Raw genomic sequence first — 18,930 nt, forward strand, 5'->3', positions numbered from 1 at the left:
CGGGTCGAATTCGAGCAAAAGTTCACTAGTGGGTGGCTGCCGAGGCTTCGCTCGACCGAGCACTCTTTAGTTGTGCGCGGTGGAGGCCGGATGCCGAGTGGCGGCATCCGGCCGGCCGCCTAGTTCGCCAGATCGTCGACGGTGGCCGCTTCGTTCCTGGACAGGTTGATGCCCAGGTTGGCCGCCGCGCGCTCCAGGTCCTCGTCCTCGCCTTCGCGCAACTCGATCGCGGCGCCGTCGGAAGACAGCACCTCGACGTTGAGGCACAGCGACTGGAGTTCCTTGAGCAAGACCTTGAACGACTCCGGAATGCCCGGCTCCGGAATGTTCTCGCCCTTGACGATCGCCTCGTAGACCTTCACACGACCGACCACATCGTCGGACTTGATGGTCAGCAGCTCCTGCAGCGTGTACGCCGCACCGTAGGCCTGCATGGCCCAGCACTCCATCTCTCCGAAGCGCTGACCACCGAACTGCGCCTTACCACCCAGCGGCTGCTGGGTGATCATCGAGTACGGACCGGTCGACCGCGCGTGGATCTTGTCATCGACCAGATGGTGCAGCTTCAGGATGTACATGTAGCCGACCGCGACGGGGTACGGGAACGGCTCGCCGGAACGTCCGTCGAACAGCGTGGCCTTACCGTCGTCGTTGACCATGCGCTCGCCGTCACGGTTGGGCAGCGTCGAGCCCAGCAGGCCGGTCAGCTCCTCCTCACGGGCGCCGTCGAAGACGGGCGTGGCGATGTTCGACTCGGCCGGAGCGCCCAGCATCTCCTCCGGCAGCGCCTGCGCCCAATCGGGGCGGGTGCCGTCGGTGGCGACGTCGACATTCCAGCCTGCCTTGCCGATCCAACCCAGATGGGTTTCCAGGATCTGGCCGATGTTCATACGACGCGGCACACCATGAGTGTTCAGGATGATGTCGACCGGAGTGCCGTCCGGCAGGAACGGCATATCCTCGGTCGGCAGGATCTTGCCGATCACACCCTTGTTCCCGTGCCGACCGGCCAGCTTGTCACCATCCTGGATCTTGCGCTTCTGCGCCACATACACCCGCACCAGCTCGTTCACACCCGGCGGCAGATCATCATCATCCTCACGAGAGAACACCCGAATACCGATCACCTTGCCCGACTCACCATGCGGCACCTTCAGCGACGTATCCCGCACCTCACGCGCCTTCTCACCGAAGATCGCCCGCAGCAACCGCTCCTCCGGCGTCAACTCGGTCTCACCCTTCGGGGTCACCTTCCCGACCAGGATGTCACCATCACGCACCTCGGCACCGATCCGCACGATGCCCCGCTCATCCAGATCCGCGAGCACCTCATCGGAAACATTCGGGATATCCCGGGTGATCTCCTCAGCACCCAACTTGGTGTCACGGGCATCGATCTCATGCTCCTCGATGTGGATCGAGGTCAGCACGTCCTCCTCCACCAGGCGCTGCGACAGGATGATCGCGTCCTCGTAGTTGTGCCCCTCCCACGGCATGATCGCCACCAACAGGTTCTTACCCAGAGCCATCTCACCGTTCTCGGTGCACGGCCCATCAGCCAGCACCTGACCGAACTCCACCCGCTGACCCTCATCCACAATCGGACGCTGATTCGAGCACGTGCCCTGGTTCGAGCGGTTGAACTTCCGCATCCGATAGGACTTGCGGGTGCCGTCGTCGGCCATCACGGTGACGTAGTCGGCGGAAACCTCCTCGACCACACCCGCCTTCTCGTTCACCACCACATCACCCGCGTCCACGGCGGCGCGCAGCTCCATGCCGGTGCCGACGATCGGCGCCTCGGAACGGATCAGCGGCACGGCCTGACGCTGCATGTTCGCACCCATCAGGGCGCGGTTGGCGTCGTCGTGCTCGAGGAACGGGATCATCGCCGTCGCGACCGACACCATCTGACGCGGCGAGACGTCCATGTAGTCGACCTCGGAGGCCGCGACGAGCTCGTTCTCCTCGTTGCCGCGGCGGCACAGCACCCGCTCTTCGAGGAATCGGCCGTCCGTGCCGACCGGTGAGTTGGCCTGGGCCCGCACGTGGCGGTCCTCTTCGTCAGCGGTCAAGTAACGGACTTCGTCGGTCACCCGTCCGTCGACGACCTTGCGATACGGCGTCTCGATGAAGCCGAACGGATTGACCCGTGCGTACACCGACAATGAGCCGATCAGGCCGATGTTCGGGCCTTCCGGGGTCTCGATCGGGCACATGCGGCCGTAGTGCGACGGGTGCACGTCACGGACCTCGAGGCCAGCGCGCTCACGGGACAGACCACCCGGGCCCAGCGCCGAGAGGCGACGCTTGTGGGTCAGGCCCGACAGCGGGTTGTTCTGGTCCATGAACTGCGACAGCTGGGAGGTTCCGAAGAACTCCTTGATCGCGGCCACGACCGGGCGGATGTTGATCAGGGTCTGCGGCGTGATCGCCTCGACGTCCTGGGTGGTCATCCGCTCGCGGACCACGCGCTCCATGCGGGAGAGGCCGACCCGGATCTGGTTCTGGATCAGCTCGCCGACGGTGCGCAGGCGACGGTTGCCGAAGTGGTCGATGTCGTCCACTTCCACCGGCACCTCGGCGCCGCCGGGGGCGGTCATGATCTTGTCGCCCGCGTGCAGGCGGACCAGGTACTCGATGGTGTTGACGATGTCTTCCCTCGTCAGCACCGAACCGATGACCTGCTCGCCCAGGTGGATGCCGAGCTTCTTGTTGATCTTGTACCGGCCCACGCGCGCCAGGTCGTAGCGCTTCTCCTTGAAGAACAGGTTCTCCAGCAGGGTCTGCGCGGACTCCTTGGTCGGCGGCTCACCCGGACGCAGCTTGCGGTAGATATCCAGCAGCGCCTCGTCCTGGCCTGCGGTGTTGTCCTTCTCCAGGGTCGACATCATGATCTCGGAGAAGCCGAAACGCTCGACGATCTCCTCGGTGGTCCACCCCAGTGCCTTCAGCAGCACGGTGACCGGCTGGCGACGCTTGCGGTCGATGCGCACACCCACGGTGTCGCGCTTGTCCACGTCGAACTCCAGCCACGCGCCGCGGCTCGGGATGACGCGCACGCTGTGCAGGTCCTTCTCCGTGGCCTTGTCGACGCTGTGGTCGAAGTAGACACCCGGCGAACGCACCAGCTGCGAGACGACTACACGCTCGGTGCCGTTGATGATGAACGTGCCCTTGTCGGTCATCATCGGGAAATCACCCATGAAGACCGTCTGGCTCTTGATCTCACCGGTGTTGTTGTTGATGAACTCCGCCGTGACGAACAGCGGAGCCGCGTAGGTCATATCCTTGTCTTTGCACTCGTCGATCGAGGCCTTGACCTCTTCGAAGCGTGGGTCGGAGAAGGACAGGGACATGGACCCGGAGAAGTCCTCGATCGGAGAGAGCTCCTCGAGCACCTCCTCGAGTCCGCCGACTAGGCCGACGTCGCCGCGGGCCGCGGCTTTCTCACGCCAGTCAGCTGAACCGATCAGCCAAGAAAACGAGTCCGTCTGTAGATCGAGAAGTCCGGGCACCTCCAAGGGTTCACGGATCTTCGCGAAAGACACCCGCAACGGGGCTCCGGGGATTCCGGCAACTGCCTTGGTCTGGGTGGAGACTGCCAAGATGCGTCCTTCCAGCACCTCACGCGCGTCGCGTGGTGGTCCGCGACCGTCGCTTGTCTGCTACGAATTCCGCTGGTTACAACCCGAACGAAACTCGAACAGGCAACAACGGAAGTAACACCGGAAGGGTGAACTTACGTGTGCAAATCGAGGTATGGACAGGAGGCAGCCAGCGCAACGTCCAAACCTACACCCATGTACACGGAGGTGTCAAAGTACCACCCGTGTGATCCTTCACGTGGCTGGCGCGCCGGGCCGAATTCGCTGGCCGCGTCCCGAACCGCAATGCGCTGGAAGCCACTGTGACAGCTGCCGCTGTTGTGAATAGCGTGACGGGTCGGGCGAAACTCGTCAAGTGGCAGGCCCGGCCGAGACGTCGGCGAGATGCCATGCCGCGCTGGGTCATCCCGGGTGATGCGGCGGGCATTACTGGTCGACGATGTCGCTGGCCAGCCAGCGACCGTCCACCTTCTGCATGTGCAGGACGACGGGACCGGCGACGCTCTGCTGCGCCACGCCGTCCTTGGTGGCGCTCACCACCAAATTGACAAGCAGCTCCGCGCGATCGTCCGTGAGCAATGTCACGGCAATCGGGTCGGCCTTGGCGTCGGCGCTGGTCTGCGCCTGCTTGACCGCGGAAATGGTGGTTTCGGCGTATTTGTCCAGGTCGGCGAGCATTTTTCCGGTGAGCACCTGCTTCGCGGTGTCCCGGTAGCCGTCGATGTTCTGCACGTCGTAGGCGTACACCGTCCGCAGCGCGTGGTCGGCGGCCGCACGCACCTCCTGGGTGGCCTCGTTGTTCACGTACGCCTGGTTCGACGTGTCGACCCCCGGCCGTTGGGCGGCGAGCGACGCGAAGGCGCCCAGCAACACCGCGGCGACCAGCAAGCCCGCGGCGACTCCCCAGCGGGGGCGGCCGACCTCTCGGCTCTGCGGACGAACCGCCTTCGACGGCACTATCCTGCGCCATCGGGACGGCCCGGCCATCTGTTCGGGGCGGGCGGCACTGGGTGCCGCGGCAGGCCGGGAACCGCTCGTCACGCGCGGCCTACGGCCCGTTGCGGGGCGCTCGGTCCGCGGGGACGCGGTGCGCGACGGTTGTTCGCCGACGGGGCGGCGCTTGGAGGTGACCCGGTTGACCGGTCGGCGAGACGTCATGGGTGCCCTCCTAGGATCCCGGCTTCGGAGCGGCAGGCTGGTCCGCCGCGGGTGCGGGCGGCTGCGGGCCGGGTCCGCCGCTCAGCAGCACCGGCTGTCCGAGCGAGGAGATCTGCTCGGCCTTCCAGACCTCGCCCTCCTTGGCCACGTCGACGGTCCAGGTGTAGCGGTACTCCGCGGCCGGTTTGTCCTTGGCCTTCTCGGTGACCTGCAGCACGACCAGCGCCGACGCCTTGTCCTGCTCGCTGTTCAGCGAGGTGAGCGCGGCGCCGAGCACCTTCGAGGCCATCCCGACCCCGCTCTGCTGGGCCAGCTTCTCGGCCTGGTCCTTGTTCGCGGTGGCCGAATCCAGCAGCGCACCGGTCATCGAGGACCTGGCCAGCTCGAGCGAGCCGGGCACGTCGTCGAGGTTCATCGACGTCATGTTCAGCGCGGCCTGGCGTGCGGCGTCCAGCGCGGTGTCGCGCGCGTCGGCGCGCGGGCCGTCGGTGAGCGCGGCGCGAACCCAGCCTGCGCCGAACCACGCGGCGGCGACCAGCGCGACCACCAGCAGCGCCGCCGAGCCGACGAACGCCACCCTGCCGAGCACCGACGCGGAGCCGGGGCGCTGCGCCGCGGCTTCGGTCGGGTCCTCCGCGGATGGGGCAGCGGACGCGGCGGCCGACTCCACAGACGTTCGCACCGACGCCTCCGCGGCCTCCGCGGCCTCCGGTGCTTCCTGCTCCGAATCGGACTGCTTCGACAGGTCGGCGGTCATGACAGCGCCTCGCCGTCGCTCGGCTCGGTCGCGTCCAGGGACATCATGCCCATGGTTCGCTCGCTCCAGTCACTCACGCGAGACACCCTAACGTCATTGCTCCTGGTCACCGCTTCGGCGTGACCCCCAGCAGGGTCGACAGCTGCACGGCGACCGGAGTCAGGTTCAGCTTTTCTGGATCGGTCTTGGGATTGGCGTCCCAGGGCTGCACGATCGCGGGATCGGCGAGCTCGGCGCGTTCGCCACCCCGGACGGCAGTCGGATTACCGAACGGCACAAGGCATTTGGCGTCCTTGTTGAACGGGAACTCGTCGCGCGTGTCGTCGAAATCCGGGTTCTGCGCCTTCATCTGCTCGAGAATCCGCTGTGTGCCCTCGTAGCCCACGGTACAGGCGGGCGGATTGTTGGTCTCCAACACCAAACCGAAGTGGCTGGTGCCGTCGCCCGGGGCGGTGGACGAACCGCCGATGGACAGCTGCGGAAGCATCTGCAGCAGCGGTTGCAGCGCGTAGAACTTCGGCGAGATGGTCTGCAGGGTCAGGCGCAGGTTCGCCAGATCCTGGGTGAGCGCGCCGCCGCTCTCATTGATCAGCGCGCCGATCTGCTCACCGGCATCGGTTCCGGTGCCGATGAGCCTGCGCACGTCGGGATCGCTGGAGCGCAACTGGGCGGTGAGCTGGTCCAGGCCGTCGCTGAATTCGCGGATGGCCGCGGACTGTTCGGCCTGGGTACCGAGCGCGATCCGGCCGTCCCGAATCAGCTGGATGGTTTGCGGCAGCGTGCCGTGGAAGGTCTCGGTGAACTGATTCAGCGATTCGATCAGTACCTGCAGATCGTCGCCCTTGCCGTCGAACGCCTTACCGAGTTCGCGAACCGTTGTGTTGAGCGCGTTCAGATCCACCGACCGGGTGAAGTTGTCCACACTGGCCACCAACTGCTCGACCGGCACCGGCGTGGTCACCGAGGTGATCACCGAGTTGTCGCGCAGGTACGGACCTGCGTCCGAGTCGGGTTGCAGATCGAGATATTGCTCGCCGATCGCGGATCGGTTGGCCACCACGGCTTTCGCCGAGGCCGGGATATCCGGCGAACTCGAATCGATGGTCAGGTTGATCAGCACGCCGTCGTCGGTGAGTTCGAGCCCACCGACCCGGCCGACCGGAACGCCGCGGTAGGTCACCTCTGCACCCTTGTAGATACCGCCGGTCTGCGCGGCCCGCACGTGCACCGTGTACTGGCCGAATCCCAGCATCTGGTCGAGTCGGATGTACCTGGCTCCGACGAAGACCACGCCGACCACCGCGATCACCACGAACGTGATCAGCTGCCACCGGACCAGACGTGTCACCGCGGACCACCCCCTACGCTCTGTTGTGTCCCGCCGCCCACTCCGAGTTGTTCGAGGATCGCCCCGACCGGGCCGGCCGGCACGCCCGGCGCGGGTGGCTGCGCCATGAGCGGCGGCAGCGGCAGGATCGACACCGTCGGCCAGCCCGGCCGTGGGCCGTTGCCGCCGTAGTAGGGGTTCGTCGGGTCCACCGGCACCGGCGGACCGACCGGCGGGATGTACACCGGATCCGGTTTGCCCACACCGAGATTGCTGAGCGTGACGCCGATCTGCTGGTCCACCGACAACCAGGTGTTGACCTGCCCGCCGAAGGTGCTTTCCAGCGAGGAGTCGGGGAACGGATACGTCGGAATCAGCGGGAACGCGGTCACCAGATCCGGCGCGGAGCGGCCGAGTTCCTGCAGCGTGGGTCGCAGCGCGGTGAGGTCGCGGATCAGGTCGTCCTTCGAGATGTTCAGAACGTCGAAGCCGGCTCGGCCGAGGCGGTCCAGCTGGGCGAGCAGGCCGATCAGTTGCGGTCGCTGCTCTTCCAGGATCTTGATGCCCTCGGGCAACTGCTCGAGGATCTTGCCGATCTGCTCGGTCTGCGTGCTCACCCTGCTGCTGAGCACATCGAGGCCGTCCAGCGCTCTTGTGATGTCGTCGACCTGGTCGTTCAGGCCGTTGATCAGCGTGTTCGCCTGCTCGATCAGCGAGCGCACGCGATCCTCGCGGCCACCGAAGGTCTTGTTCAACTCGGTGACGATGGGCTGCAGCTGCGCGACGCCGCCGCCGTTGAGCAGCAGCGACAGCGCACCGAGCACCTGCTCGATCTCGGTGGCGTGCCTGGTGCGGTCGACCGGGATCACCGAGCCGTCGCCGAGGCGCCGCGGATCCGGATCGGCGGCGGGCCTGGACAGTTCGATGAACTTCTCACCGAGCAGATTCGACTGCCTGACCTCGGCGCGCGCGTTCGCGGGCAGGTCCACCGAGGAGTGCACCAGGGTACGCACGGTCGCGGTCCACTGGTCCTTGCCGATGGCGATCTCCTCGACCCGGCCCACCGGCACGCCGTCGACCTTGACCGCCGACTGCGGCACCAGGTCGAGGACATCGTCGAACTGGATATCGATGTGCAGCGGATGTTCGCCGACATCGGCGCCACCGGGCAGCGGCACGCTGTAGATGCCGTCGGCTGCGCACGAGGTGACCAGCGCGGTGGACAGTCCCAGCACCAGCGCGGCACCGAGACCCCGTGCGACGGAACGGATTCGGTCGATCATCGGTCCCCTCCCTGCGAGGGCGGAAGCCGATCCGAAGGCGTGCCCGGCACCGTGCCCGGCACCGGGTCGCGCTGCTGGTTCTCGCCGCTGAGGATGCCGAACGGAAGGATCAGCGTCGGAGTCTTCACTCCGGCGGTGATCTGGTCGGTGATGTCCTTGCAGTGGTCCAGGATCGGTCGCATCTGCCTGCCGAGCGCCTCGAACTTCGGGTCGCCCGGCATCAGCTTGGACAGGTCGAGCATTTTGCACACCACGCCGAACGGGTCTTGCAGGTCGGTGAAGTTGGCGCGCATATCGAGGGTGCCGGATTCGGCGTTGTGCACGTTGATCAGGTTGCTCAGCGCCACCGGCAACACGGGCAGCACGGCGGCCAGGTCGTCGCGCTGATCGGCCAGTGTCTTGGTGAGCGTGGTCAACCCTTCGGCGTTGCTCGCGATCAGATCCCGATTGTCATCGATGAAGCGGGCGACGTCGCCCAGCGCGATCGACAGTAGATGCAGTGCGGCGCCGAGATCTTCGCGTTCGTCGGCGAGGAAGGTCGACAGGTCGGCCAGCTGGGTGTTGAACTGCCGCACCTGCTGGTCATTCTGCGCCAGCATGGTGACGAAGGCCTGCAGGTTCTTGATCGTGTCGAAGATGTCCCCGCGCGTGTCCGACAGATACTTCGCCGCCCGCGACAGCTGGGTGAGGCTATTGGCCAGCGCTTCGCCGTTGCCGGCCAGGTTCGCCGCGCCGGTGCGGACCAGTTCGTTCACCGCGCCCTCGGCGTTGGCTCCGTTCGGGCCCAACGCATCCGACAGCTCGGTGATGCTCTTGTACAGCTCGTCGACTTCGACGGGGGTGACCGTACGGTCGCGCGGGATGGTCCCGTTGCGCGGCATCTTCGGCCCGCCCTTGTACACCGGGGTCAGCTGGATGTAGCGGTCCGACACGATGGACGGCGTGATCTGCGCGGCCCGCGCGCCCTCGGGCACGTCGTACTTGCGGTCCACGCTCATGACGATCTTGACCTGATCGCCCTGCGGCTCCACCGAATCCACCGAGCCGACCGGCACGCCGAGAATGCGCACATCCGAGCCTTCGTAGATGCCGACCGAGCGATCGAAGTAGGCGGTGATCTTGGTGGTGGTCAACCGGTTGAACAGCCACCACAGCACTGCGGCCACCAGCACGGCAAGGACGACGGCCAATGCGATGCCCACCTTGGCGCCACGGCTGGAATTGCGCACCGCGCCGACGGGATCGCCGCGCCAGTTCTCCGCCACGTCAGTTACCTCCCAGGGTGCGGACCGGCGGACGGTAGCCGGGGATCTCGGGCAGCGCGGGCGGGACCAGGTTGACGATCACCGCGTCGAACCAGCGGCCGGTGCCGAGCACGTTGGCGTAGAGGCCGTAGAAGGGCGCCGCGAGTTCCAATGTCTTGGAGATGTTCTGCTGGTTGGCGTTGAGCAGGTCGATCGAGGCGCGCAGGTTGGTCAGCGCGGGCCCGATCTGCTCCTCGTTGTCGTGCACCAGCGCGCTCAGCTCCGCCGACACCGTCCTGGCGCCGGACAGCAGCTGCGCGATGGACTGCTGACGGATGTTCAGCTCGGCGAGCAGCTGACCGCCCGAGGCGAGCAGCCGCTCGAACTCGGCGTTGCGGTCGGCGAGGATCTGCGTGGTCTGTCTGGTCGCGGCGAAAAGTTTCTTCAGCTCTTGGTCGCGTTTGGCGAGTGTCTCCGACAGCCGGGCCACGCCGTCGATGGAGCCGCGGATCTCCGGCGGCGTCGTCTCGAACGCCTCCGACAGCACCCGCATGCTGGTGGCCAGCTGCGCGGTGTCGATCTGGTCGATATTGCGCGCCGCATCGGTGAACGCGTCCACCACGTCGTACGGAGACACCGTGCGGGACAGCGGAATCCGGGTTTCCGGGTCGGCAGGCTTCGACCCTCTCGGGTCCAGCGCCAGATACTTCTGCCCGAGCAGGGTCTTGATCTGGATGGACGCGGTGGTCTCGCTGCCGATCCACGCGTCCTTGGTGCGGAAGTCCACGACGACGCGGTCACCGTCGAGCCGCACATCGGATACCGAACCGACTTTGACGCCCGCGATCCGGACTTCGTTGCCTCTCTTCAGCCCCGCGGCCTCGGTGAACTCGGCGGTGTACTTGGTGCCTGCCCCGATGATGGGCAGTCGGTCGAGGAAGAACGCCGACACCGTCACCAGCAGCACGATGGCGAGGCCGAGCACGCCCATGAAGGCCGGGCTGCGTTTGCCGAGCAGGATGCGATCTTCCATCAGCGAGCCTTCCCCTGGCAGCGCGGCGCCGCATTGGTGTACAGCGGCTGGTTGATCGTCGGCAGCCCGGCGGGCAGGTTGAGCTGCGGCGCGTCGACCGCACCCGGCCCGACGACGATGTCGATGCCACACAGATAGAACTGGAACCAGGAGCCATAGCTGCCGACGCGGCCGAGCTTCTCCATCTTGATCGGCAGGGTGTACAGCGCTTCGTTCACCTCGTCCCGGCGTTCGTCGAGGGTGCCGGTCAGCTGGCTCAGGCCCGCGATCGAGCCTTGCAGCGTCGGACGCACCGGTACAAGCAGGTCGGACGTGGCCGAGGTCAGGTCGGCGAGCGAGGTCACCGAGCGACCGATGGTGTCGCGTTCCGCGGCGAGGCCGCTGATCAGCGCCTCGGTGTTCACGATCAACTGGTCGAACTGATCGTCGCGCTGGTTGACCGTGTCCAGCACGGCGGTCAGGTTTCGGGTCAGCTCACCGATCACGGCGTCCTTGTCCGCGATCTTGTTGGTCAGATTCGCCGTGGTCGCGACCAAGTCGTGGATCGTCCCCTGCTCACCCTGGAAGACCTGGATGATCTCGAAGGACAGCTTGTTCACGTCCTCGGCGGTCAGCGTGCGGAACAGCGGACGGAATCCGTTGAACAGCGTGGTGAGATTCAATGCCGGCTTGGTGCGCTCCAACGGAATGGTGCCACCCTCGGTCAGCTTGTGGCCCTGCGCCCCGGTCCCCTGCTCCAAGGCGATGTAGCGCTGGCCGACCAAGTTGCGGTACTTGATCGTCGCGGTGGTCGAGGCCGGCAACCAGTCCCGGTCGGTGAGATCGAACTTCACCTCGGCGAGGCGCTTGTCCACGATCGACACGTCGGTGACCTTGCCGACCCGCACACCCGCGATGCGCACATCGTCACCGGGAATGAGCGAAGTGACGTCGGTGAATCTGGCCTTGAACTCGGTGCCGCCGCGGCTGTAGTTTGCGATCGACAGTCCGAGCATGGTGGTCACGAACAGCGTCACCACCACGAAGATGATCAGCTTGGCCAGCGGGCCGCCCAGTCCGCGCAAGGGCTGCCTCATCGCACGCTCACCTCGCTTCCGCGGAACGCGGGCGCACCGGCCCGGGTCACCCAGCCCGGCACCTGGTCCGGTGCGACACCATTGGCCGCGCCGTAGATCGCGCCGAGCGACTGCTGCTCCATCGGCGAACCGGCGATCGTCGGCATCTTGCCGGCCGGGTAGACGCCGAACTGCGGCGGCTCCAGGTAGCCGGCCTCCTGGTCGCCCGGATTGCGGCTGGGCACAGCGTAGGAACCGTCATTGGGGGGACCGCCGGGGTACTGGCCGGGGTCGACGCCGAGCGGCTTCTCGGGAACGCACCACGGCCCCCTGGTATCCAGCCAACGCGGCTCGTCCTGGTTCGGCAGGTACTTGCCGCGCGTGTTGGTCAGCTCGATGGTCACGCGCGAACCGGGCCGATCGGTGCCCTTGCCGAAGAGCTTGTCGATGCGAGGCGTCAACTGCGCGAAGTTCGCCAGTGCGCAGGTGTAGTTCGGCGAGTAGTAGGCCAGCTGTTCGAGCGCCGGACGCGAATCGGCGGCTACGTCGATGATGTTGTCGCGGTTGGCGATCAGGAAGTCGGCCGTGGTCGCCGAGGACGGCGTCAGGGTCGCGTAGAGCACATCGATGTCGGTGCGTCGCTGCACGATCGTCGCGTTGGTGGTGCGCAGGTTGTCCAGCGCCTGGATCAGCTGCGGGGCCGCGTCGGAGTACGTGGCGGCCACCTCGGCGAAACTGCGCAGGTCGGCTTGCAGGTCCGGAAGCACGCCGTTGACCTGACGGAAGATCTCGTCCAGCTTGACCACGCTCTCGCCGAGTGCGAGGCCTTGCCCGGCCAGCGCCTGGGACAGTGCGCCCAGGGTGGCGGCGAGGTCCTGCGGCGGAATTGCCTGCAACAGCGGAAGCAGGTCGTCGAGCAGCTTGCTCAACTCGATGGCGTTGCCGCTGACGTCCTGGTGCAGCGTCACGCCGTCGGTCAGGTGCCGCGGACTCGGGTCTTCCGGGATCACCAGGTCCACGTAGCGCTCGCCGAACAGCGTCTTGGGCAGGAGCCGCGCGGTCGCGTTGACCGGAATCTGCTGCGCCTTGTCCGGATCGATGGCCAGGTGCAACGTCACCTCGCCGCCCTCGGAACGGCTCGAGCGCACTTCGCCGACGCTGACGCCGCGGGCCTTCACGTCGGCATTGCGCGTCAGCGCGTTGCCAACGCTGTCGGTGATCAGATCGACCTGCACGCTCCGCACGAACTGCTTGTTGTAGATCGCGATCGTCGTCCACACGAACAGCGCGACCACGACGAAGAACGCGATGCCCAGCGCCCGAATACGCAGCTTCTCCGTCGAACGCCAGGTCTGCGTCGCGCGGCTCATCCGGCCACCCGCACCGTGGTCGTGGTGCCCCAGATCGCGAGGCTGAGGAAGAAGTCGAGGATGTTCACCAGCACGATCGCCGCGCGGACCGCGCGCCCCACCGCGACACCGACGCCCGCGGGTCCGCCGGTGGCGTGGAAGCCGTAGTAGCAGTGCACCATGATGATCACGAAGGCGAAGACCAGCACCTTGAGGAACGAATAGAGCACGTCCTCCGGTGGCAGGAACAGATTGAAGTAGTGGTCGTAGGACCCGCTGGACTGCCCGTTGAACCAGATGCTGACCATGCGCGAAGCCAGGAACGTGCCGAGCAGTCCCACGATGTACAGCGGGATCACCGCGAGGAATCCGGCGATCACGCGGCTGGTGACCAGGAACGGGATGCCCGGCACCGCCATCACCTCGAGCGCATCGATCTCCTCGGAGATCCGCATTGCGCCCAGCTGCGCGGTGAAACCACAGCCGACGGTCGCCGACAGCGCCAGAGCGGCGACCAGCGGCGCGATCTCACGGGTATTGATATAGGCGGTGAGGAAGCCGGTGAGCGCCGAGCTGCCGAGTGCGTCGAGGGCCTTGAAGCCCTGCAGCCCGACGACAACGCCGACCGACCCGGACATGAACACGATCACGCCGATGGTGCCGCCGATCACCGCGAGCGCGCCGGTGCCGAAGGTGACTTCGGCGAGCAGCCGCATGACCTCCTTGCGGTAATGCACCGCGGTACGCGGAATCCAGGCGATCGTGCGCGAGTAGAACGACATCTGATCGCCGGCGCGATCGATGATGTTGAGCGGCATGCGGAGGACTTCCCCGGCCCGTCGCATCGACCTGGCGACCGGGGCTCGATATGACGTGGCCATCGATCAGGCGCCCTTAGCCGGGACGACTTGCAGGTACACCAGGGTCAGGATGAGGTTCACGAAGAACAGCACCAGGAACGTGATCACCACGGATTGGTTCACCGCGTCACCGACTCCTTTCGGGCCCCCTTTGGGATGCAACCCCTTGTACGCGGCGATCACACCCGCGATGAGGCCGAATACCGCTGCCTTGATCTCACCGATCCACAGGTCCGGCAACTGGGCGAGCGCGGAGAACGACGCCAGGTACGCGCCGGGCGTTCCGCCCTGCAGCAGCACGTTGAAGAAGTAGCCGCCCGCGATGCCGACCACCGACACCAGGCCGTTGAGCAGCAGCGCCACCAGCATCATGCCGATCACGCGCGGCACCACGAGCTTGCGCACCGGGTCGACGCCGAGTACCTCCATGGCGTCGATTTCCTCGCGGATGGTGCGCGAGCCGAGATCGGCGGCCACCGCCGACCCGGCCGCGCCTGCGATGATCAGCGCCGTGACGACCGGAGCCGCCTGCTGGACCGTGGCCAGCACACTGGTTGCGCCGGTGAAGGATTCGGCGCCCAACTGTTTGATCAGCGAGCCGGTCTGCAATGCCACGACCGCGCCGAACGGAATCGCGACCAGAGCGCTGGGCAGGATCGAGACACTCGCGATGAACCACGACTGCTCGATGAACTCCCGCCATTCGAAGGGCCGACGGAACGTCTTGCGAAGGACGTCGATGAACAGCGCGAAGATGTTGCCGGCCTGGGCAAACCCCGACTCCAGTGGAGTTCGCAATCGCGCCAGGGTGGAATTCACGATCGCAGATGTTACCCGTTAGTTGTGTTGTGTCGCACGGTGGAGTCGTACGCGCCGCCTTGATAATTGGCCAGGTCGCCGCTGTTATACGCCATCACCTGCGTGTCATCGTTCTCAGCAAGTGATTCGCGAATCGCGACCTGAGCGGCGTGCGGCAGGGTGTGCATGATCTCGCGAACGCGCTCTTTGCGCCGCAGCACCCCCTGACGCACCGGCATGCCCGGCGTCGCCCGCATCTGCGGGATGATCCCCTCGACCTCCTCGGCGCCGCCGTGGTGATGGCCGGCGTCCACCAGCGCCTGCTCGCGCGCCATCTGCGCCTCGTCCTTCTCCTCGGACATGCCGATCGGACCGATCATCCGGCCGTTGAGGAACTGCTTGACCACCGGCTCCTCCGACGTCAGCAACACCTCCCGCGGACCGAACATCACCAACTGGCGACGGAACAGCATGCCGATGTTGTCCGGCACCGTCCGGGCCAGGTTGATGTTGTGCGTGACGATCAGGATCGTGGCGTCGATCTGCGCGTTGATATCGATCAGCAACTGCGACAGGTACGAGGTACGGACCGGGTCCAGACCGGAGTCGGGCTCGTCGACGAGGATGATCTGCGGATCCAGCACCAGGGCGCGGGCCAGCCCGGCACGCTTGCGCATACCGCCGGAGATCTCGCCGGGCAGCTTGCCCTCGGCACCGAGCAGGCCGGTCAGCTCCAGCTTCTCCATCACGATCTTCTTGATCTCGGCTTCGCTCTTCTTGGTGTGCTCGCGCAACGGGAAGGCCACGTTGTCGAACAGGTGCATCGAACCGAACAGCGCACCGTCCTGGAACAGCACACCGAACAGCTTGCGAATCTCGTACAGCTCCTTGTTGGAGCAGGTGGTGATATCCGTGCCGTCGATGTAGATGGAGCCGCGCTCCGGACGCAAGAGACCGATCAGCGATTTCAGGAACACCGATTTACCGGTGCCCGACGGGCCGAGCAGCGCGCTCACTTCGCCCGACGGCAACGTCAGAGATACGTCCTGCCAAATTCGCTGCGAACCGAAGGACTTGGTTACACCCTCGGTCCTGACCTCGACGCCCACGCCAACCTCCACAATTCTCAGCGAGCTGCCCACTGGCGGAACCGCGCTCGGTCATCGCGATGCATCACGTCACAGTGGGTTCGGTCACTGTAACCCATGAGAGAGACGGGGCACACCCCTAACCTGACTGAAGAGTAACCCCGCAAAGCAATTGATATTCGGATTGCGGCTCGCGTTGCCGAAAAATAGCGAACGGGCGGTCCCCGCAATGGAGGACCGCCCGTTCGGCGTGTTTCGGTCGGGAATTACTTGACCGCAACCTTGGCGCCGGCCTCTTCCAGCTTCGCCTTGGCAGCCTCGGCGGCGTCCTTGGCGACCTTCTCCAGGATCGGCTTCGGGGCGCTCTCGACCAGGTCCTTGGCTTCCTTCAGGCCCAGGCCGGAGACGATCTCGCGGACCACCTTGATGACCTGGATCTTCTTGTCGCCGGCACCCTCGAGGATGACGTCGAACTCGTCCTGCTCCTCGGCGGCCTCGGCCGGAGCGGCGGCACCGCCGACGGCGGCGACGGCGACCGGAGCAGCCGCGGTGACCTCGAACTTCTCCTCGAACTTCTTCACGAAGTCCGACAGCTCGAGCAGGGTCATGTTGCCGAAGACCTCGAGCAGCTCGTCAACGTTGGCCATTGTTGTATTCCTTTCGGTAGTTGATGTCTATGCGGGCGAAGTCGTACCGCACGGGTTCTACTCGGCGGCGGTTCCGCCTGCTTCGGCCTGCTTCTTCTCCTGCAGCGCGGCGGCAAGGCGAGCCACCTGCGAGGCGGGAGCGTTGAACAGACCGGCGGCCTTCGCGAGGTTGCCCTTCAGGGCGCCGGCCAGCTTGGCCAGCAGGACCTCGCGGGTTTCCAGATCGGCGATGCGCTCGACCTCGGACACGGACAGCGGAGCGCCGTCCATGTAGCCGCCCTTGATGACAAGCGCCTTGTTGTCCTTCGCGAAGGTCTTCAGCGCCTTGGCCGCGTTGACCGGCTCACCCGTGATGAAGGTGATCGCGGTCGGTCCGACGAACAGCTCGTCGAGGCCTTCCACGCCCGCCTCGGCAGCGGCCCGCTTGACCAGGGTGTTCTTGGCGACGGAGTACGTGGCTTCGGTGCCGAGCGCGCGCCGCAGCTCGGTGAGCTTGCCAACCGACAGGCCACGGTATTCCGTGACGACGGTGGCCGTCGAGCTCCTGAACTGCTCCGCGATCTCCGCGACCGCGGTGACCTTCTCGGGTTTTGCCATACTTCGCCTCCTCTCTGATGGTCGGTTCGTACACGCGAACTACCGATCAGGGGCCGGCGACAAAACAAACGCCCCGAACGCAGAGCGTTCCGGGGCGCAACAGAAAACCGATCCGGGATGTACCCCGGGTCAATTCCCAGCCTCGGCTCTCCCTGCGTGGGCCGCCGGCAATGTCGCCGGACCTTCGACCGAACCCAGGCGGGATCGGCGACCAACGGTCTTCGGTAGAACGGATTGGGTAGTGATCGAACTTGTCGATTACTGACGTCCAATGTACCTGGACGGGTTCCCATCTGCCAAAACGGCCCTGCGCGGCGACAGGATCGCAACCTATCGGCTGCCGAATCACTGTGTCCCGGCTCACGTTGCGGCCCCCGCCGGCGCGGGAGCGCCGACAGGACAGCGCCGCCGACCCAGGATGCCGCGCCTGGTCAGGATGCGTACGGCGGGAAGAGCCGGTACCCGGGTTGCCCCTCCGGCGCGAGGCGTTCTCAGGGCGTTGCGCGCTGCGCATGCCGGGCGAGTCGATGGAGCACCGCGGACGCGCCGGACCGGAATTCGGCGTCGGCGACCAGTCCGTCCGGGCCGACGTCGTCCCGAAGCACTGGCAGGCGCCCGCACGCCTCGAGATCGATAGCGGCGCCTACGTACCCGAGTACGCTCCGCAGAGTCGCGGTCGCACCATCGCCCCGGCCGAGTGGCGCCACAGTGATCCACGCGGCCGGCTTCTCGTAGAGGTCACCGGTGCCGACTGTCCAGTCGAGCAGGTTCTTCAGACTGCCGGGCAGTGTGCCCGCGTATTCCGGAGTGCAGAACAGGACCGCATCGGCGTCCGAAAGCTGTTCCCGTAGTGCGAGAACCGATGGATGCGCCGAGCCGTCGTCGTCCGGATCGAAGGCGGGCAATGCCGCGAGGTCGTTGTACCACCGGGTTCTGATGTCCCCCGGGGCAATCGCCGAGACTGTGCGGAGTGCGGCGGAGTTGGTGGATGCGGTGCGAGTGCTGCCAGAGATCAACAAGACGACGGTCACACTGAACCCAACGACGCCGCTCCCCGGATCTCATCCCAAGACTTCCCGCGAATCTCGGGCGGTACTGGCACATACCCGCCAACTCGAGTAGATCGGGCATACGTGCGAGCACCACGACCAGCCCCTCGACCCGGAAGAGCACGTGGTCGCCAACCTGCAACTCCAGCGCTTCCCTAACCGCTTTCGGCACCGTTGGTCGACCTTTCGACGCCAACCGAGTGTGTGCGTCCATGTCCCCTTACGAGCTCGAATGCGAGGATAGCGTGGGACATTCCCAGAAACGCGCAGCGGCGGGAACGCGAAAAGCGTTCCCGCCGTTGCGGTGGTGTTCAGGTGCTGCTTACGCGTCCTCTTCGAGGAGGTTGCGGGTGCGGTTCGGGTCCACCGGGATGCCCGGTCCGGTGTTCGTCGAGACCGTCACCTTCTTGACGTAGCGGCCCTTGGCGGTCGACGGCTTGGCGCGCAGGATCTCGTCCAGCGCGGCCCCGTAGTTCTCCACCAGCTTGGTGTCGTCGAAGGACGCCTTGCCGATGACGAAGTGCAGGTTGGCCTGCTTGTCGACGCGGAAGTTGATCTTGCCGCCCTTGATGTCGTTGACGGCCTTGGTCACGTCGGTGGTGACCGTGCCCGTCTTCGGGTTCGGCATCAGACCGCGCGGGCCGAGGACACGCGCGATGCGGCCGACCTTGGCCATCTGATCCGGGGTGGCGATCGCGGCGTCGAAGTCCAGCCAGCCACCCTGGATCCGCTCGATCAGGTCCTCGGCGCCGACGGCGTCGGCGCCGGCGGCCTCGGCCTCGGCGGCCTTCTCGCCCGCCGCGAACACGATGACGCGGGCGGTCTTACCGGTGCCGTGCGGCAGGTTGACGGTGCCGCGGACCATCTGGTCGGCCTTGCGGGGATCCACACCGAGACGCACGGCGACCTCGACGGTCGGATCGGTCTTGGTGCTGGCGGTCTCCTTCGCCAGGCGCGTGGCGGCCAGCGGGGAGTAGAGCTTGGCGCGATCGACCTTCTCGGCCGCGGCGAGGTATGCCTTGCTTCGTTTTGCCATGATTCTCTGTCCTTGTGTGTGGTTCAGACGTGGTTATCGGG

At 66.0% G+C, this 18,930-nt stretch carries 16 protein-coding genes; all 16 read right to left on the reverse strand.

Annotated elements, in window-relative coordinates:
* Positions 1 to 119: 119 nt before the first annotated feature.
* The 16 genes from rpoB to rplA all read right to left on the reverse strand — a co-directional run bounded on the left by rpoB (position 120) and on the right by rplA (position 18,889).
* Positions 120 to 3,626, reverse strand: coding sequence for a DNA-directed RNA polymerase subunit beta (gene rpoB / locus OHA40_RS12195; RefSeq protein ID WP_330233162.1), 3,507 nt, complete (start codon positions 3,624 to 3,626; stop codon positions 120 to 122).
* Positions 3,627 to 4,034: 408 nt separating this feature from the next.
* A complete protein-coding gene (locus OHA40_RS12200; protein WP_330233163.1) occupies positions 4,035 to 4,766 on the reverse strand; it encodes a hypothetical protein in 732 nt (243 codons plus the stop codon).
* A gap of 10 nt (positions 4,767 to 4,776) precedes the next feature.
* Positions 4,777 to 5,523, reverse strand: a complete 747-nt coding sequence (locus OHA40_RS12205) for a hypothetical protein (protein WP_330233164.1) — start codon at positions 5,521 to 5,523, stop codon at positions 4,777 to 4,779.
* Positions 5,524 to 5,629: 106 nt separating this feature from the next.
* Complete coding sequence (locus tag OHA40_RS12210) at positions 5,630 to 6,871, reverse strand: MCE family protein (protein WP_330233165.1); 1,242 nt, start codon at positions 6,869 to 6,871, stop codon at positions 5,630 to 5,632.
* Entirely contained in the window at positions 6,868 to 8,133 is a 1,266-nt protein-coding gene (locus OHA40_RS12215; RefSeq protein WP_330233166.1) for an MCE family protein, read from the reverse strand. The genes OHA40_RS12210 and OHA40_RS12215 overlap by 4 nt, the downstream gene beginning before the upstream one ends.
* Positions 8,130 to 9,362, reverse strand: a complete 1,233-nt coding sequence (locus tag OHA40_RS12220) for an MCE family protein (protein WP_442944039.1) — start codon at positions 9,360 to 9,362, stop codon at positions 8,130 to 8,132. The genes OHA40_RS12215 and OHA40_RS12220 overlap by 4 nt, the downstream gene beginning before the upstream one ends.
* Before the next feature lie 37 nt (positions 9,363 to 9,399).
* Positions 9,400 to 10,410 carry an MCE family protein gene (locus OHA40_RS12225; RefSeq protein WP_330233168.1) on the reverse strand — a complete coding sequence of 337 codons (1,011 nt, stop codon included), beginning with the start codon at positions 10,408 to 10,410 and terminating at the stop codon, positions 9,400 to 9,402.
* Positions 10,410 to 11,486, reverse strand: a complete 1,077-nt coding sequence (locus OHA40_RS12230; RefSeq protein ID WP_330233169.1) for an MCE family protein — start codon at positions 11,484 to 11,486, stop codon at positions 10,410 to 10,412. The genes OHA40_RS12225 and OHA40_RS12230 overlap by 1 nt, the downstream gene beginning before the upstream one ends.
* Positions 11,483 to 12,835, reverse strand: a complete 1,353-nt coding sequence (locus OHA40_RS12235; protein WP_330233170.1) for an MCE family protein — start codon at positions 12,833 to 12,835, stop codon at positions 11,483 to 11,485. Before OHA40_RS12235 ends, OHA40_RS12230 begins: the two co-directional genes overlap by 4 nt.
* Complete coding sequence (locus OHA40_RS12240) at positions 12,832 to 13,659, reverse strand: MlaE family ABC transporter permease (protein ID WP_330234139.1); 828 nt, start codon at positions 13,657 to 13,659, stop codon at positions 12,832 to 12,834. Before OHA40_RS12240 ends, OHA40_RS12235 begins: the two co-directional genes overlap by 4 nt.
* Positions 13,660 to 13,698: 39 nt before the next feature.
* A complete protein-coding gene (locus tag OHA40_RS12245; RefSeq protein ID WP_330233171.1) occupies positions 13,699 to 14,493 on the reverse strand; it encodes an MlaE family ABC transporter permease in 795 nt (264 codons plus the stop codon).
* A gap of 11 nt (positions 14,494 to 14,504) precedes the next feature.
* The gene (locus OHA40_RS12250) at positions 14,505 to 15,581 is read right to left on the reverse strand and encodes an ABC transporter ATP-binding protein (RefSeq protein WP_330233172.1); all 1,077 of its coding nucleotides are present in this window, start codon (positions 15,579 to 15,581) and stop codon (positions 14,505 to 14,507) included.
* Positions 15,582 to 15,826: 245 nt separating this feature from the next.
* Positions 15,827 to 16,207, reverse strand: a complete 381-nt coding sequence (gene rplL, locus OHA40_RS12255) for a 50S ribosomal protein L7/L12 (RefSeq protein WP_330233173.1) — start codon at positions 16,205 to 16,207, stop codon at positions 15,827 to 15,829.
* 57 nt (positions 16,208 to 16,264) lie between these two features.
* The gene (rplJ, locus tag OHA40_RS12260) at positions 16,265 to 16,804 is read right to left on the reverse strand and encodes a 50S ribosomal protein L10 (protein ID WP_330233174.1); all 540 of its coding nucleotides are present in this window, start codon (positions 16,802 to 16,804) and stop codon (positions 16,265 to 16,267) included.
* Positions 16,805 to 17,295: 491 nt separating this feature from the next.
* Positions 17,296 to 17,820 (reverse strand): NADPH-dependent FMN reductase, encoded by a 525-nt coding sequence (locus tag OHA40_RS12265; RefSeq protein WP_330233175.1) that lies wholly within the window; start codon positions 17,818 to 17,820, stop codon positions 17,296 to 17,298.
* Between the two features lie 355 nt (positions 17,821 to 18,175).
* Positions 18,176 to 18,889, reverse strand: a complete 714-nt coding sequence (gene rplA / locus OHA40_RS12270; RefSeq protein ID WP_330233176.1) for a 50S ribosomal protein L1 — start codon at positions 18,887 to 18,889, stop codon at positions 18,176 to 18,178.
* Between the last annotated feature and the right edge of the window lie 41 nt (positions 18,890 to 18,930).

Origin of the sequence: Nocardia sp. NBC_00508 (genome assembly GCF_036346875.1) — a bacterium.
GTDB lineage: Bacteria > Actinomycetota > Actinomycetes > Mycobacteriales > Mycobacteriaceae > Nocardia.